Below are 15988 nucleotides of genomic sequence, written 5' to 3' on the forward strand. Positions count from 1 at the left end.
TCCCGCCTTCTTTCTATAATAGATTTTTGTCTCAGCCAAGGATTTGGCCGGTTCTGACCTCTGCATCAACTCCCTTCAGGGAATGCGGATTACGCCGGTTTGGCCTTGTCGCTCTTCTCTTGCCAGCTTTGCCGGGTCATCGTCCCCCAGGAGTTGTTGTTGCGCAAATATTGAATGTGCCCTTGAATCCGCCACAGCCCGCCGAGCTGGGCGTATCCGAAAAATTTAAACATGGAATAAAGCATCATCCGAACGAGGTCGGACAGCTTGCGAAACCGTTTGAAAGCCAATTCCTCCAGCAGCAGCGCCCCGATACTGAGCAAATAGCCGCTGAGGAAGTTGATCAGCCAGAAAACCGCGAGTACTCGCCAATGCGTCATATCCATCATCGTGTAACCGATCAGTGCCAGAAGACCCGTAATCTTGAAGTAAGGGTTCAGCGCCTCAAAAATAATGTTGTAAGGCATCGTCAGCAGGCCCATCACCTTGTACCTCGGATTGAACGCCATGTCGTAGTTTTCGATCATATTTTTAAGATTTCCCCGGCCCCAGCGTTTGCGCTGGTTGGAGAGAATCCGGTACGTGTCCGGAGCTTGGGTCCAGCAGACCGCCTCCGGACAGAAGGCGACGCGGTATTTCAGTTTGTTTTCCAGCATATAGCGGTGCAGCTTGATAATAATGTTCATATCCTCTCCGGGATATCCGCCCCGGTAGCCCCCGACCGCAATGACGTAATCTTTGCGGAAAAGACCGAAGGCGCCGGACACGATGATCAAGCCGTTGATAGAGCTCCAGCCGATCCGGCCGCCAAGGAAGGCCTTGAGGTATTCGACCGCCTGGAACATCGGCCACATTTTACGCGGCAGCGATATTTCCTTGACCGCCCCGTTCTCGATCACGCAGCCGTTTGCGATGCGAACATCGCCGCCGATGGCCACGGTTTCTTCCGGGTTCTCCATATACATCCGCGCCATCCGGATCAAGGCGTCCTTCTCCAGCAAGGAGTCCGCGTCAATGGAAGAAATCAGCGGATAGTGGGACAAATTAATGCCTGCGTTGAGCGAATCGGCCTTGCCTCCGTTCGGTTTATCAATTACATACAGATGCGGATACTGAGGATTGTGATAGACCGCTTTAATCGGCTGGCAGTCGATCGAGTTTCGCATCTCCGGATTCGGCAGCAGCTCAAGCCCGAATTCTCTCCGCAGCACGCCGAGCGTATCATCGCTGGAGCCGTCGTTGATGACGATGACCTCATAGGTCGGGTAATTCAGGGTCATTAGACATTTCACATTTTCAATGACCGTCAGTTCCTCGTTATACGCCGGAACCAATAGAGAAATGGACGGCACCAGCTCGGACCCGGAAAGCGTATTGTACTTGGAATACGCCGCCCGACGGAAAATCGTCATAATATTGCGGAACGAAAAAGTCATGATCGAAAAATAGAGTACATTTACGGTCATCACGTAGTACGTCGCAAATAGGCCGTAAATGAGCAAGATATCCCTAAGCAGTATAATCCCCTCCGACCGCTGCGACCTGCCGAACCGGCTTTGCGTCGGCAACGCCGAAATACCGTTCGTACAGCAGCTTCTTTTTGTTGTGGGCAACCATCTGATCCAGCTTCTGATGTTCGCCCTCTTGCGCCATCGTCTTTTCCACATAATACAAAGCGGTTTCGCGCTCGACCCCGGAACCGTGCTTAGCGATTTGGCACAGCACCTCAAATCCGGTTTCACCCAGCTTGGCCAAGCTTTCCGCACTGTTGTTGCGCACCCGCCAATGCGGATCCTGCAGAGCCGTACGGAGCAGCGGCATGCTGCCGGCGGCATGCATATTGCCCAGCGCTTTGGCTACGGCGGCCCGCACTTCCCAATCCGTGTCCGACATCAATTGACGGATCGTTTCGTCCTTCAGAACGGGATTAGAGCTTAAATAAAGTTTGACCGCGCTTGCCCGTACCTCTTTCTCCTCGGCTCCGACCAGACGGTCCAGCGAAGGGACAACCTCTGGCACGGCCTGCCCCCACATGGCGACGAGCGCCACTTTGACAAAGTCTTGATTGTCGTCATCCAGCAGCTTCAGCAGAAGCCGGCTGGCATCCAGGCTCGTTTCCGTCAGGATATCCGCCGCCAGATTATGAATCGGCTTGCCGTGCCGGAGCAGATGCTTCAGCATCTCCGTAAGCTGCTCCTCGCGTTCCGCGCACTTGGCGATCGAGCGGGCGATCACGATCGACAGCGGGCTGTACTTTTGCTGCTCCAGCATGAGCAGCATTCTCGGCACGGCTTCCGCCGCCCGCATTCCGCCGAGGCGGTAAGCCGCCGCGATCCGCCGGCCGTAGAGCAAGCTGTCCAGGAGCTGGATATCGTCGTCGACGAACCCCGCATCATGACACAGCTTTATCAGCTTGTCGCGCAAATCGCCTTTCAGCTGCTCGATCCATTCCATCAGCCTTTGCTGAATGACCCGCCGTTCCAGTGGGGTCAGCTTGCCCGGAGGCAGCGGCAATTCGGAAACCCCGTTCAAGTGGGTTTGAACAAATCTGAAATATTCCTGATGTTTCTGCAGATACATCTCCGTCTTCTTTGCCGTGCGGATCGCTCTGATCCGGCTCCAGAACAACGTCAGTATCCCTGTGAGAATTAATCCTAGGCAACCGTAAACGAAATAGATCGCTACGGTAAGGTGCGAATACATAAAGAATAGCTCCTCCTTCCTGATACAAGCACGATGGTCTGTGTCGTCATAGCTATGGGGATCTGTGATCCGGCAGAGTTTCGTAAAACTCCTTCAAAGCATAGTAGCCTGACTTTAAATGCTCCGTATATTTGACCGTTTCCCAAGGGGACCAAGTATATTTCGGCTGTCCGCCCAGATCAAGCGTTCCGCTTGCGCCTCCCGGCCAGGATACGTTTCCGCTGGCCCGGTCTTTGATCCACGGAACGAAGGTAATGCCTTGCGTTTTCGTCGTGGCGAAGGTGCGGTCTTTCTTAAGCGGTCCGTAATCGATCACCTGCAAAGAGCTCGGATCCGCGAAGCCCAGCAGCATCCATGGAATGCGCAGCTCTACCTCATTGCCGCTGTATTGCCATGAAGTCAGCGAGTTGAACGCATCGCTGTTCCGGTCCGATGTGCCCCTAAACAGCTTGCCGACCGTCATATCCTTGAACGGGTTGGCAAAGCGGGTATCGGGAGGCGTCATCGTCAAACTCACCGCCAGTTTCCATGGCTGGAACTGTTTCTTCCGTTCCGCAGTCGGATCCTCCAGCATCCAGTAACCGTATCGACCGTATAAGCGCTGGTGGAAATCGTAGCTCGGAGCTACTTTCACCTGGGTTTCTTCGTCCGCCCCGACCACGATCATGCCTTCCAGACCTTCGCTCAGCGATTTGCCGGGCAGTTCGGTTACCGGCTGGTCGCCGCCGGGCAAAATATCAGTGCCCAGGTACACCTGACTGCTTTTCGGATCAAACGGCTTTTCCAGCGTCATGCCCACATAAACGTAAGCTTCGTCATGCGTTACGCGGAGCTGCTTCATGCCGGGGGCAGGATTTCCCCACGACTTAACTTCCCCTTCGCCCAAAGCGGCCCAGTCGTTCAAGTTACCGTCGATGACAATTTGGTCCTCTTTGCCGGGTCCCAGCGACAGCAGACCGAAAAGTTTTTCGTTGGTCAGCACGTTCAGCCAGTACGAGCGCCGGTCTTCCGGAATTTCAAAGCGCATCGTGTTCCACGTTTTCTTAAACCATTCGTCCTGCCACATGAACAGAATCGCACCCGCATACCCCTCATCGTAGATGTCCTTGGTCAAAGACACGTTGATTTCGCCCTGCTCCTCCTCACTGTGGCCGCCCTGATTTCGTCCGCCGCGGCCCAAGTGCGATACGCCGAGCGAAGAAGGAACACCGTATTCCGTAACCATGACCGGGATATCCTTGTAATGCGCCTTCAATTGCTTCAGATACGCCTTGTACGTGTTATAATCGTTCCCCTCCGGAATCGTCTCCAGCGTTTTATCAAGGTGGAAGAAATCCGGATAGTACGGGTAGACGTGATACGCCGCAAAGTATCCCGCTTCCCAGTGGACCGGCTCGATTTTCGTCGCATCGACGCTGGCCAGATCCTCTTCGAACAGCGGTTCCCCCGGATGCTTCAGCACGTCCGTCGTCACCCAGTTAGTAAAGGTGATCGGGTGCTCCCAATCGTATTTTTTCTCCAATTGGGCCGTATGGTCAACCAGTTCGGCGAGCCAGCTTTCGAACGGACTTGCATCCGCCTTGGCCGAAAAGTGCTTGCCTTTGTAAGGTTCCGTTCCCGCATGCACTTTGTTGGTATTGTCGACCATCTCGGGATCCCATTCGGTTCCGATGTGCCAGCCCATCAGAAAAGGACCTGCGTTGGCGGTATATTTTCCTCCCGATTCTCCGGGAACCGGGTCGATATTCAAATCGCCGTATACCGCTTTGACCGCCTTTTCGATCTCCTTGTGGAATTTTTCCTTAATCCCCGGATTGTACGCGTCCTGCAGCTCGATCAGCTGTTCCTCCGGAGACCAGATTCCCTGTATAAAATACAACGGGTCGTCTACTTTATCCCGGTTGTATTTCACCAGCGACTTATAAAACACCGGATTGTGTACCGTATAAATCCGGATAACGTTGGCGCCCATATCGTCAATTTGCTGGAACCAACGCAGATAATCCTCTTCGGTGATCGGGAATTCTCCCGGAAAATGCCCGGGAACCGTCGCGCCCAAATTAACGCCCTTTACGAAGATCTCCTTCCAGACCCCGTCGCCCCGGTATTCCATGAACTTGTCTCCCGAGGTTTGGAATTTCATGTTAGCCCCATCGGAAGTGGCGGAGCTGACAGGGATCGGCGGCTTCATCCATAAGTATAAAGCAATCCCCCCGGCGATCAGGGCCGCGCCGAGCGCAATCCAAATGGCTAGCCTTTTTCGCGCTAATCTTGTCATCGGTCCTTAAGAGATCAAATAAATCGCTGACCCCTTTTTTTCACCTCGCTATCTTTTTGTATGCAGGCGATGATCAGTACGGTCCCTCACACACCTCCACTCCTGAAATTACTTCTATCATTACCCAAGTGAACATGGAATGTAACTAGGCTGATGGAAGTGTTTTGTTTTTGGGTCCTTTCCGGGAAAACCGCCGCGTCTTTGGCACCTATTTCCCAAAATTAGGAATCCCCCTGTCCCAACCGCCTGCCTGGTTTGTTCGTGAAAACACTTTTGAAAACCCCTACATTTCATGAGATATTTCCAAACGATTGTTTTCACGAGAAGTAGCCTGAGCCTTTTCGCCCTAGTTAGACGCAACAAATAATTCGAAGTTTCGCTCTTTTTTTACACGCATTTCCATAAAGGTTACAAAATTGATACCTAAGTCTTAGCTGAAAATCGCATAATACCGCGGATTTTTGCAGGTTTGAAGTTTACAGTCCATGTGATAAAAAGCATACCTTGGTCCCATTTTAGGCCCTTTGGTTGATTGACCCACCTTCACCCCATTTTCGGTCGATCTGCATTTTATCCGGATTAGCGACTTCCTTCCCAGATTTGCAGAGGACTTCATTCCCGTTTTTTTCTTTCTCTGCGCCTCCTGCTCCAATCCCTGGACAAAAAAAGAACAGCCCTTTGGCTGTTCAAAGTTCTTTTCCGTTTCTTCTCCCGTTGTCATTCCGCCGAAACGATATCCGTAAACGCGATCCATTCCACGTCCTTACCCGTATTCAGCCGGAAACGGCGCTCCCCCGGCCGCACTGCCTCCACAACTCCCCGGACCCGCCGGCCCTCGAATTCTCCGTAAAGCTTCAAGCCAATCTCTCGATGCTCTCTTAACGACCGGGCAATCCGCCGGGAAATTTCCTCCATCTCCTGCTCATCCAATAGGACACGCGCATGTCGGTGTAATCTGCGGTTATATTCTAAAATCGCTTCTTTATGCTCGGGGAGCATCATTCTCGACGACTCCCACAGCCCGTTGCCGTGCAGCTTTCCTTTCACCGGTAATGCCCTCCTATCTTGCCGGCCCGATCCCGGGCCTGGCCTGGTGCGGTCAGGGAAACCGCCCGCAATATCGCCGATTCCCCGTATTTCCGTTTGATTTCATCCGTGGCCTTCTCCAAAGCCTGATATTTGGGGCGCTCGTCAAAAAGCAGCAGCTGATACTCATCGTCCCGCACCAGCCCCGACAGGGTCACCCCCACCTTCCGCACGGGCTGGCCGTCCCAATGTCGGCGAAAAAGGCTCATCACCGCAGGATAAATCTGGTTGGTGATATTCGTCGGATCCCCCAGCTTCATCTGGCGGGAAAATCCCGTCGGATGATCGAAATCCGCTCCCCGGCAGCCCACGCTCACTACGCCGCCCATGTACCCCTTGTCACGGCAGCGCCGGCAGACAAGCTCGGTCAGCTCCAGGAGCGGGACCGCAATTTCCCGGAGCGTGTGGTAATCGCGAGGCAGCGTCATTTCATGGCCGACGGATTTCTCGCCCTGGTGGCTGCCCGGATTCACAGGCGAAGGGTCGATCCCGTTGGCGATGCGCCACAGCACTTCGCCGTTTACGCCCCAGCGCTGCCGCAACCGGGATAGCGGCGTCGCCGCAAGCTGTCCGATCGTGCGGATGCCCATCCGCTGAAAGTGGCGCTCCATCCGGGACCCGACCATGAACATATTCCGGATCGGCAGCGGCCAGAGCTTCTCCGGCAACTTTTCTTTAGACAGAACAAAGATGCCGTCCGCATTTTTTTTGGCGAAATTATCACAGGCCATTTTACTGACTGCCTTGTTATAGCTAATGCCAAACCGGGTATATACCCCCGTCCTTCTCCGAATCTCCTCCTGAATTTGGCGGGCCAGCAAGATGGGATCGCCGAACAAGGCAAGACTCCCGGTAACATCCAGATGCTGCTCATCGATGCTGTAAGGCTCAACCAGGTCCGTGAACTGCTTCATAATGTCCGTAATCTGCATCGAGACCTGGATATACCGCTCCATCCGCGGCCGCATCACGACAAGGTCCCGGCATTTAGCCAGCGCCGTGCCCAGCGTTTCGGCCGTCGTAATCCCGTACTGCTTGGCTTTGGGGCAGGCCGCAAGCACGATACCGGAGCGGCGCTCCGGATCCCCGGCGACGACCAGCGGGCGGTGCTTGTATTGGGGGTGGTCCGCTTTTTCCACGCTCGCATAAAAGGACTGGCAGTCTCCCAGCATCACGATTCGCTCGTCCGCCTTCATGACCCTATCCCCATCTCCGCAATGTCAATGCCCAAATAAGCGCAAAACCGCTGCAGCATCTCCGCTCTGATGAGCCCCCACAGCATAGAAAATTCATAATGGTAGCCCCGGCAGAGATACCGCGCTTCCATTCCCAATGAAGTACGCCGTTCTTCGTATACCTTCATCCCGTGTTCCCTCATTCCTTTCCGGGCTTGGGCCAAGTCGGCGGTAACCGCCTCCTGCAACAGCCGGATCAGAACACCGTAGACCTCCGGCATTTTCAAGCCCGCCCTGCCCATCGCGATCCGGTCCCGCTCCAGCACATCCAGCATCAGGGGGAGCAGCAAGTAGTCCTTCACGAATTCCGCCTCTTCCGGCGTTTGCCAAGGAATTTTCTTCATGCGTCCCCACTCCTAACAACCCATCCCATACTTTCACCTTCCATAAGAACGTTTGTTCTTATTATATTCATAATACGAACAAACATTCCCTTTGACAACAGGTTATTGCTGGATATAAAGCAGGGAACTGGGGCTACAGACAATACGCATAAAAAAAGCCGAGAACCTGTTGTCCTCGGTTCCCCGGCCTTTGTTTCTCTCCCCGCTAATCAGTGAGCGGTCAAAATAAGCGGTCCATCTGCGGTCAGCGCCACGGTATGCTCGTACTGGGCCGAAAGTTTGCCGTCCGCCGTCCTGGCCGTCCATCCGTCCGCATCGATTGATATCCGGAAAGTTCCTTCGTTGATCATCGGCTCGATCGTAAAAACCATGCCTTCCTTGAGCCGCACGCCTTTTCCGGCGACCCCGACATGCTCGTAGCTCGGCTCTTCATGCAGCGAGCGGCCGATCCCGTGGGCCAGAAGGTCGCGGACTACGGAATACCCGTGCGATTCCGCGTGCTTCTGGATGGCCGAGGTAATATCCCCGAGCCGGTTGCCCGGAATCGCCTGCGCAATGCCCAGCTCGAGGCATTCCTTGGTGACCTTGAGCAAGCGCTCCACGGCAGGACTGGGCTTGCCGATCGTATAACACCAGCAGGAGTCGCCGAACCAGCCGCCGTATTCCGCCACGATATCCAGCTTGAGCAGATCGCCTTCCTGCAGCGGTCTGGAGGACGGAAAGCCGTGAGCTACCACATCATTGACCGAGGCGCAGGTTTCCGCGGGGAATCCGTTGTAGCCTTTGGTAAACTGCTTGCCGCCCAATTTAATGATGTGCTTGGCGACAAAATTGTTGATCTCGAGCGTGGTGATGCCAGGCTCGATCAGTTTGGCGACCTCTCTGTGGCAATCGGCCACAATCTGGCTCGCCGCTTTCATTTCTTCGATTTCCCTGGGGGATTTCAACATAATCATTGCCTTCGCTCCACTCTACAAAAAATGAAATTCAAAATAAAAATCCCGCGATCTGGACCGCCTCGTCGCGCAGCGTCCCCCGGCGGAGTGGGGCCAAGGCGCAGCCGGTCAAAGCGGCGAGCAGCCATTCGGCCCGGCGGCCGGGATCCCCGCCGTCCGCCGCCGCTTGCGGGCCGGTGGGGAGGACGCCGAGAATCGCGGCCAACGGGCGCAGCACCTGCTCGCGGAAAGCGGCCGCGAGCCGCTCCGCCTGCGCTTCGGGAAGCGGGCGGAATTGCTCGCTCCCCAGGCGGCAGGCCAAGTAAAGGGCATGGTCGTCCGCCCAGGCCTGGAGCAGTTTGACGGCGAGGGCCCTCTGCGGCGGCTCCGCTCCGTTTGCGGCCGTGCGGGGGGCGGCCTGCGCGTCCGCGTAAAGGCCCCGCCCGGACACGGCCGGCGCCCGAGCGCCGCTGGCGGCGCCGGCCACAGGTAGCCCTGCCGCCAGCATCTCCTCCGCCCGGCTCATCGCCTGCAGCAGCAAATCATGCAGGAGATCGGTTTTATTTTTGTAATAATGGTAGACCGTTCCGTAGCCCAATCCGGCCTCAGCGGCCACATCGCGGATCTCCATCAGCAGGCCCCGATCGAGATAAACATCGGCCGCCGCCCTTAATATCTGCGACATCCGAAGGTTCCGGATCTGTTCGTTCTGTTCCTTCGTCCGAGGGGTCATGGATGTGTCACCACCTGCGTTTTATTTTCGACCTACTACCATGTCAATTTAAAAATACAACAAATCTTCTCTCTACGCAAGGGCAATTCTCCAACCTAACCTTCATTTTTACATGCCCATTAAATTTATCGTTCCCGCATCTCCGGTTAAAATCCCGTTAACGCACTACCTAACCTTTACACCGGACAGACCCATCGCCCCAATTCCCCTTACCTTCCGTTAATGAAAAATCAGCCGGAACATTCCGGCTGACCGAGTTTGCCGACAATGGCTTCGGCAAGAAGACATATGTTTGAAGTCTAGCGAAACATGCTCCACAGCCTGATCAAGTGGAGCGTGCTCTGCGGATCGATTCTTTGGGCCACAACAAATTGAACGATCTGCTCCTCCTGGACGCCGCTCAACCTTTCGTTCAGCAGCGCGGCTGCCGATTTGACCAGCCGGCGAACCTTGACACGATCCTGCAGGTCGGCTTTGGTCAACCCTTCCACCAGTTTTTTCACCCGCTCTTTGGTCGCCGGATTCTTCATTTTCAGCTTGACCCGTTCCACCAGCTGCGGACTGATTCCATATTGATGATAACTCAACGGCACTCTACACCTCCCGTCCCTCAAGGCCTTCTCTCTACTTATATGCGGGAATGGCTGTACATAGTGCCGAAAAAAACAGGGACGGCGTCCCTCCCTACTGCGTCGGATCGCAGACGAAAATACCACGCCCCTGATGGCGTGGTATTTTGGGGATTGCCGGGCTAATCGATCAGCTCGCCCTGCAAAATCTGCTCCCGCCGCAAAAACTCCCGCAGCGGTTCATACTGCGGCGACGTCCAGAAGGACGGGTCGCCGACCAGCCGGGCGGCATCGTCCCGCGCCGCCTCCAGCACGGCATAATCGCTGACCATGTCCGCGATTCGAAACTCCGGAACCCCGCTCTGCTTGGTGCCGAAGAAATCCCCGGGACCGCGCAGCTCCAGGTCCCGCCGGGCCACTTCGAAGCCGTCGTCCGTATCGGTCATGACCTTCATCCGTTCCTGACCGACCTCCGACTTCGGATCGGCGATGAGCACGCAATAGGACGCGTGCTCCCCCCGGCCTACGCGGCCGCGCAGCTGGTGCAGCTGCGACAAACCGAAGCGGTCGGCATCCATGACGATCATCAGCGTCGCGTTCGGCACGTCCACGCCGACCTCGACGACCGTCGTCGAGACGAGCAGCTGCACTTCGTTGTCGTAGAAGGCGCGCATCACTTCGTCTTTCTCCGCGGCCGTCATCCGTCCGTGCAGCAGGCCGACCTTGAAATCCGGGAAGGCCTGCTGCATGCCGACATACAGGTCGATGGCGTTCTGCACATCCAGCTTCTCCGATTCCTCAATCAGCGGACAGATGAGATAGGCCTGCCGTCCCTGCGTGATTTCCCGCGAAATAAACCCGAGGACCCGGTCCATCATCTCTTGCTTGACCCAGTAAGTCAAAATCGGCTTCCGCCCTTTCGGCCGTTCCGACAGGGTGGATACGTCCATGTCCCCGAAAGCCGTGATCGCCAGCGTCCGCGGAATCGGCGTGGCGGTCATCGTCAGCACGTCCGGATTGAAGCCCTTGCGCCGCAAGATGCTCCGCTGATTTACGCCAAAGCGGTGCTGCTCATCCGTGACGACCAGGCTGAGTGAACGAAAAAACACATCCTCCTGAATCAGCGCATGCGTGCCGACGACGATATCCGTCATGCCCATCTGCAGCGAAGCCAGCAAGTCCTTGCGCTTCCGTCCTGTCACGCTGCCCGTCAGCAGGCCGACGGTAATGCCGAACGGCTCGAACAACCGGGTCAACGAGCGCATATGCTGCTCGGCCAAAATTTCCGTCGGCACCATAAAAGCACCCTGGTGCCCGGATTTAACCGCCGCAAACAGCGCGATCGCGGCTACCACCGTTTTTCCCGAGCCGACATCCCCTTGCAGAAGCCGATTCATGCAATATGGCGAGCGCATGTCCTTCAGAATCTCCAGCTCGACCTTTTTCTGCGCATCCGTCAGCTCAAAGGGCAGGCTGCGCACGAATTCGCGCACGGTCGCATTGTCGACCTCATGCTTGACGCCGTCCATCCGCTCGTGGTTCATGGCCCGGTAGGCCTGGAGCTTCAATTGGAACAGAAACAGCTCCTCATAGACCATCCGGCGGCGGGCCTGCTGGCCTTCCTCGCTGTCCTGGGGCTGGTGAATCCGCTGGATCGCCCGGCGCCGGGCCATCAGATCATACTGACGCAGCAGCTCCGGCGGCAGATTCTCCGGAATCATCTCCCCATACTGCTGCAGTGCCTGCCCGATCGTTTTGCGCATCCACGCCTGTGTAATCTTGCCGCCGACGGAGTAGACCGGCTGCAGGCTCCCGCTTCGCATCGTCCCTTTATCCGGGAATTCCGATTCGGACACCGTCATCTGACTGCGCCGCAAATCCCATTTGCCCGTCAAAATAATATCCCGCCCCGCCGTCAGCTCGCTCCGCAGGAAATGGCGGTTGAACCACGTCGCCGTAAACATCCAGTCCTCGGCTACCATCTTGCAGGTCATTCTGGATTTTTTGCCGTAACGCTGCAGCACGGGGACGCCCATAATTTTGGCCTGGACGGTAATTTTATCCCCGTCCTTCGCCTCCGTTAAAGAGCGAAGCCGGTAGTCTTCGTAACGGAACGGATAATATTCGATCAAATCGTTCACCGTAAAGATGCCAAAGGCGTGAAGCTCTTCTGCTTTAAGAGCACTCACGCCGTTGACTTGCTTTACCGGGATGTCGTTTAAGTTCATCTAGATCCCTCGCTTTAACAACCCTGATGCATGATATCCCGCGAAGGGTCACGCTCCATCCGGGGTTCTAGGCCGGCCACACGAACACGGCCACGGTTCCCGGTCCCACATGGGTGCCGACCACCGCTCCAATGCTTGTGCGGACTACCTCATGCAATGTAAAGTGTTCGGACATCAGCCGGATGATCTCCTCGGCCCCTTCCGGGTTTACCGCGTCGCAGACCGCGATATGAACATCCTTGTGATCACCAAAGTCCTTTTTGAACAGCTCGATCACGCGGGATACCGCCTTTTTGTGACCCCTGACTTTGTCGACCGCATAAATAATGCCTTCCCGGTCTACCGACAAAATCGGCTTAATGTTGAGCAGCGTTCCCAGAATGGCCGCCGCCTTTCCGATCCGGCCGCCCTTCTGCAAATATTCCAGCACATCCACCAGAAAATACAATCTGCGTCCTTTGCCGACGCGTTCCACCTCGGCGCGGATTTCCTCGGCGGTTGCGCCCTGCTTGGCCATCCGGGCGGCCAGAACGACCTGAAGGCCGAACCCGTATGTCGCGCACAGCGAGTCGATGACCGTGATATCGGCCGGCTCCCCGGCCTCCTCTTCCAGCATTTCCTTGGCCAACCGGGCCGACTGGTACGTTCCGCTCATGCCGGAAGAAATATGGATCGAAATGATCGGGGAACCGGGGTGCTTCCGCATCAGCTCCCGGTATACCTCAACATACTGGGACGGAGAGGTTTGTGAAGTCGTCGGCAGTTCACGGGACTTGGTAAGTTTATCGTAGAACTCCGAGGCGGTAATGTCGATGCCTTCCAGATAGGACTCGTCTCCAAAGGCGAGCCGCATCGGCACGATGTGAATCCCATATTCCTCCACCATGCTCTTTGGAACATCGGCCGTACTGTCGGCAACGATAACAGCCTGCTTCAAATAGAATCCCCCTCTTCTCTTTCCCCGCCTTAAGATTCGACAGAGAACAGATAATAATAAATCGGCTGGCCGCCGTTGTGTACTTCTACTTCAACATCGGGATAAGTATCATGAATCCAGGCGGAAAGAAGTCCGGTGATTTCCGGAGTGGCTTCTTCCCCGACCAGAATCGTAACGATTTCGTCTCCGCCGGCCAGCATTTTCGCAAGCAGCGCTTGGCTTGTCTCCAGCAGCCCTTCCTCCGTGCTTACAATTTTGGAATCCGTAATGCCGATATAATGGCCCGCGGTAATTTCCAGGTCGTCGAACACCGTGTCCCGCACAGCGTAAGTGACTTGTCCCGTCTTTACATGCTGCACGGCGCGGATCATATTGTCCGAGTTGCTCTCGGCGCTCTCCTCTTCCTGGAAGGCAAATGCCGCGGCAATTCCTTGCGGAATGCTTTTGCTCGGAATGACCGTCACGCTGCGCTCCCCTTCCAGCAGATCTCTGGCTTGTTGCGCCGCAAGCACAATGTTGGAATTGTTGGGTAGGACAAAAATGTGCTGTGCCGAAATCGAATGAATGGCCTTCACGAAATCCTCGGTGCTCGGGTTCATCGTTTGACCGCCCGACAGAACGACGTCGACGCCCAGGCTTTTGAAAATATCCGTAATCCCTTGCCCGGAAGCCACGGCGATAAATCCATAAGGTGCGATCTCGTGGGCCGGCAGTTCGGCCGGATCATTTTCGCGGACCGGTTCGGCCGGGATTTCGGCAAACAGTTCCGGCATCGGTGCCGCATCCATCCCCGCGGTCAACAGATCGCGGTGCTGCTCGCGCATATTCAAAATGTGAATCTGCGTAATTTCCCCGTAGCGCAGTGCCAGATTCAGCACTTCGCCTGGCTCTTTGGAATGGACATGGACCTTGATCACTTCGTCATCGGCGATCACGATAATCGAATCGCCGTTCACTGACAGCGCTTTCCGGAACTGATCCTCATCGAAATTGCTCCCCGGTCCGGCGCCCAGCTTACGGTTGATGAAAAATTCCATATCGTATAAAAACTCGATATCCTCAGTATCCAATTGGGCTTGTGCGGACGCGTGATGGGCAGGATGGTTGACGGCCGCTGCCGGCGCCTCAACCGGGCGCGCCGGAGACAAGGCTCCGCTTGCCGCTTCCTGAGCAGGTATGTACGGCTGCACTTTGCCGGTCAATTGCTCCAGAAATCCCTCATAAATATATACCAGTCCCTGGCCGCCCGAATCGACGACGCCTACCTGTTTCAAGACAGGCAGAAGCTCCGGCGTGCTGGCCAGCGCTTCCTTGGCTTTGCCCAGGACTTCGGTCATCAGCTCGGTGATATCCGTGGTGCGACGGGCATAAAATACCGCATGCTTGGCGGCTTCCTTGGCCACGGTAAGAATCGTTCCTTCCACCGGCTTCACCACCGCTTTATAAGCGGTATCAACGCCGTTTTGCAGAGCTGCGGCAAACTGAACAGTATTCAGTTCATCGTAAGCGGCAACGGAACGGCTGAAACCGCGGAATAACTGGGAAAGAATAACCCCTGAATTTCCACGCGCGCCCATCAGCAACCCTTTGGACAAAACGCCCGCCCGGCTGCCTACGCCGCCCGTTCCGTTATTTTTCAGCTCGGCCACGCCGGCTGTCATCGTTAGATTCATATTGGTCCCGGTATCCCCATCGGGAACCGGAAATACGTTCAGGGAGTTGACATGCTCGGCATGCCGGCTCAAACGCTCCGCCCCGGCAAGGACCATGGCGGTAAAATCTGTTCCATTAATAGAACGCTTACTCAAGAGAATTCCCCTTCCTAGCTTGATACACGTACGCCTTGAACGACGACGCCCACCTCGGCCACCTCAAGCCCGACGACTTCATTCAACACGTATTTCACTTTTTGTTGGATGTTGTGTGCTACCTCGGAAATTTTCGTGCCGTAACTGACTATAATATAAAGATAAATTGCCAATCGGTTATTATCCAGCTTGACTTCCACACCGCGGGCCAAGTTTTCGCGCCCCAGCAATTCGGCGATGCCGTCTTTAAATTGCTTTCGGCTTGCCATTCCCACGAGTCCATAACATTCCATGGCGGCCGATCCGGCGATAACCGCGATCGCTTCATCCGAGATATCGATGCGTCCATATGGAGTATCCAATTGTATAGCCACGTCTGCACTCACTCCTCCCTTGAAATTATTATGGACTAAACAATATTGTACTATAAGAATAAAGAGAAATAAATAAAAGATGGGAATAGCCCCGAAATAATGTTTGCGGATCGGTTGACGGAGCTTTTTTTACTATGATATTATATTTAAGTATTGTTTTATGAGGTTTCCTCTGCCTGTAGGCAGGGTCCAGGAAATCACCCGCCCTCACGGCCGGGTTGAACAATAACCGTGAACTTGATAATGAACCTTATTTCAAGACAGGTGTATTTGGAACAGGAGGTGTAATGAAATGTCTCGCAAATGCTATGTAACAGGCAAAAAGCCAAGCAGCGGTAACCATGTTTCCCATGCCAACAACCGTAACCGTCGTTCTTGGGGCGTGAACGTGCAAAAGGTACGGATCTTGGTAGACGGTAAACCGAAACGCGTATATGTCAGCACCCGGGCTTTGAAATCCGGTAAAGTGACTCGCGTGTAAGGCTCAAATAAGCATATAGACAAAAAGCACCTTTTCTAGTAGAGGTGCTTTTTTGGTGCTTCCCGATTTCTCTGATCCGTTTCAGGGATGCGCCTGCCCTAGTTTTTGTGAAACGTGTTCAAAACAGCCTTAACAAAACCTCCCAAAAATTTAGGCAGCTTGAATGTGTAAAATTTCATCGTTCACCCTCCCCATCATTCTCATGCCTTCACCCATATTGTATGTTTCGCGCCTCTTCCTCGTGTATTTTTTCCCGCAAAAAAAAGGCTACATGAGA

Annotated in this window: 15 protein-coding genes; 1 reads left to right on the forward strand and 14 read right to left on the reverse strand. The window is 55.0% G+C overall.

Annotated features, from left to right (window positions below; translation table 11 throughout):
- Positions 1–89: 89 nt before the first annotated feature.
- The 13 genes from V4U84_RS12110 to V4U84_RS12170 all read right to left on the reverse strand — a co-directional run bounded on the left by V4U84_RS12110 (position 90) and on the right by V4U84_RS12170 (position 15230).
- Positions 90–1466 carry a glycosyltransferase family 2 protein gene (locus tag V4U84_RS12110; RefSeq protein ID WP_334072058.1) on the reverse strand — a complete coding sequence of 459 codons (1377 nt, stop codon included), beginning with the start codon at positions 1464–1466 and terminating at the stop codon, positions 90–92.
- Between the two features lie 43 nt (positions 1467–1509).
- A complete protein-coding gene (locus V4U84_RS12115) occupies positions 1510–2703 on the reverse strand; it encodes a HEAT repeat domain-containing protein (RefSeq protein WP_334071746.1) in 1194 nt (397 codons plus the stop codon).
- A 52-nt stretch (positions 2704–2755) separates the two neighbouring features.
- Positions 2756–4981: a hypothetical protein gene (locus V4U84_RS12120; protein ID WP_334077267.1), complete on the reverse strand. Its 2226-nt coding sequence runs from the start codon at positions 4979–4981 to the stop codon at positions 2756–2758.
- Positions 4982–5698: 717 nt separating this feature from the next.
- Positions 5699–6028 carry a YolD-like family protein gene (locus V4U84_RS12125; RefSeq protein ID WP_334071748.1) on the reverse strand — a complete coding sequence of 110 codons (330 nt, stop codon included), beginning with the start codon at positions 6026–6028 and terminating at the stop codon, positions 5699–5701.
- Positions 6025–7263, reverse strand: a complete 1239-nt coding sequence (locus tag V4U84_RS12130) for a DNA polymerase IV (protein ID WP_334071749.1) — start codon at positions 7261–7263, stop codon at positions 6025–6027. Before V4U84_RS12130 ends, V4U84_RS12125 begins: the two co-directional genes overlap by 4 nt.
- On the reverse strand, positions 7260–7646 hold the full coding sequence (locus V4U84_RS12135) for a YhjD family protein (protein ID WP_334071750.1): 387 nt from the start codon (positions 7644–7646) through the stop codon (positions 7260–7262). Before V4U84_RS12135 ends, V4U84_RS12130 begins: the two co-directional genes overlap by 4 nt.
- Before the next feature lie 209 nt (positions 7647–7855).
- Entirely contained in the window at positions 7856–8602 is a 747-nt protein-coding gene (gene map, locus V4U84_RS12140; RefSeq protein WP_334071751.1) for a type I methionyl aminopeptidase, read from the reverse strand.
- A gap of 31 nt (positions 8603–8633) precedes the next feature.
- Entirely contained in the window at positions 8634–9314 is a 681-nt protein-coding gene (locus tag V4U84_RS12145; RefSeq protein WP_334071752.1) for a TetR/AcrR family transcriptional regulator, read from the reverse strand.
- 299 nt (positions 9315–9613) lie between these two features.
- Entirely contained in the window at positions 9614–9901 is a 288-nt protein-coding gene (locus tag V4U84_RS12150; RefSeq protein WP_334071753.1) for a stage VI sporulation protein F, read from the reverse strand.
- A gap of 164 nt (positions 9902–10065) precedes the next feature.
- Entirely contained in the window at positions 10066–12111 is a 2046-nt protein-coding gene (gene recG, locus V4U84_RS12155; RefSeq protein ID WP_334071754.1) for an ATP-dependent DNA helicase RecG, read from the reverse strand.
- Between the two features lie 67 nt (positions 12112–12178).
- Positions 12179–13048: a DegV family protein gene (locus V4U84_RS12160; protein WP_334071755.1), complete on the reverse strand. Its 870-nt coding sequence runs from the start codon at positions 13046–13048 to the stop codon at positions 12179–12181.
- A 29-nt stretch (positions 13049–13077) separates the two neighbouring features.
- On the reverse strand, positions 13078–14856 hold the full coding sequence (locus tag V4U84_RS12165) for a DAK2 domain-containing protein (protein WP_334077268.1): 1779 nt from the start codon (positions 14854–14856) through the stop codon (positions 13078–13080).
- 14 nt (positions 14857–14870) lie between these two features.
- Positions 14871–15230 (reverse strand): Asp23/Gls24 family envelope stress response protein, encoded by a 360-nt coding sequence (locus V4U84_RS12170; RefSeq protein WP_334071758.1) that lies wholly within the window; start codon positions 15228–15230, stop codon positions 14871–14873.
- Between the two features lie 292 nt (positions 15231–15522).
- On the opposite strand from V4U84_RS12170, the gene rpmB reads away from it, so the two are divergent.
- Positions 15523–15711: a 50S ribosomal protein L28 gene (gene rpmB / locus V4U84_RS12175; RefSeq protein ID WP_044479170.1), complete on the forward strand. Its 189-nt coding sequence runs from the start codon at positions 15523–15525 to the stop codon at positions 15709–15711.
- Positions 15712–15809: 98 nt separating this feature from the next.
- On the opposite strand, the gene spoVM is transcribed toward rpmB, so the two are convergent.
- Positions 15810–15890: a stage V sporulation protein SpoVM gene (gene spoVM, locus V4U84_RS12180; RefSeq protein ID WP_036621610.1), complete on the reverse strand. Its 81-nt coding sequence runs from the start codon at positions 15888–15890 to the stop codon at positions 15810–15812.
- Positions 15891–15988: the final 98 nt, after the last annotated feature.

Source organism: Paenibacillus sanfengchensis (assembly GCF_036864765.1).
Lineage (GTDB): Bacteria > Bacillota > Bacilli > Paenibacillales > Paenibacillaceae > Fontibacillus > Fontibacillus sanfengchensis.

Bases quoted from the DNA above. Each gene is read 5' to 3' on its own strand.
- map (WP_334071751.1), bottom strand. From the start codon at position 8,602: ATGATTATGTTGAAATCCCCCAGGGAAATCGAAGAAATGAAAGCGGCG.
- V4U84_RS12145 (WP_334071752.1), bottom strand. From the start codon at position 9,314: ATGACCCCTCGGACGAAGGAACAGAACGAACAGATCCGGAACCTTCGG.
- V4U84_RS12130 (WP_334071749.1), bottom strand. From the start codon at position 7,263: ATGAAGGCGGACGAGCGAATCGTGATGCTGGGAGACTGCCAGTCCTTT.
- spoVM (WP_036621610.1), bottom strand. From the start codon at position 15,890: ATGAAATTTTACACATTCAAGCTGCCTAAATTTTTGGGAGGTTTTGTT.
- V4U84_RS12110 (WP_334072058.1), bottom strand. From the start codon at position 1,466: ATGACCGTAAATGTACTCTATTTTTCGATCATGACTTTTTCGTTCCGC.
- rpmB (WP_044479170.1), top strand. From the start codon at position 15,523: ATGTCTCGCAAATGCTATGTAACAGGCAAAAAGCCAAGCAGCGGTAAC.
- V4U84_RS12115 (WP_334071746.1), bottom strand. From the start codon at position 2,703: ATGTATTCGCACCTTACCGTAGCGATCTATTTCGTTTACGGTTGCCTA.
- V4U84_RS12120 (WP_334077267.1), bottom strand. From the start codon at position 4,981: ATGACAAGATTAGCGCGAAAAAGGCTAGCCATTTGGATTGCGCTCGGC.
- V4U84_RS12135 (WP_334071750.1), bottom strand. From the start codon at position 7,646: ATGAAGAAAATTCCTTGGCAAACGCCGGAAGAGGCGGAATTCGTGAAG.
- recG (WP_334071754.1), bottom strand. From the start codon at position 12,111: ATGAACTTAAACGACATCCCGGTAAAGCAAGTCAACGGCGTGAGTGCT.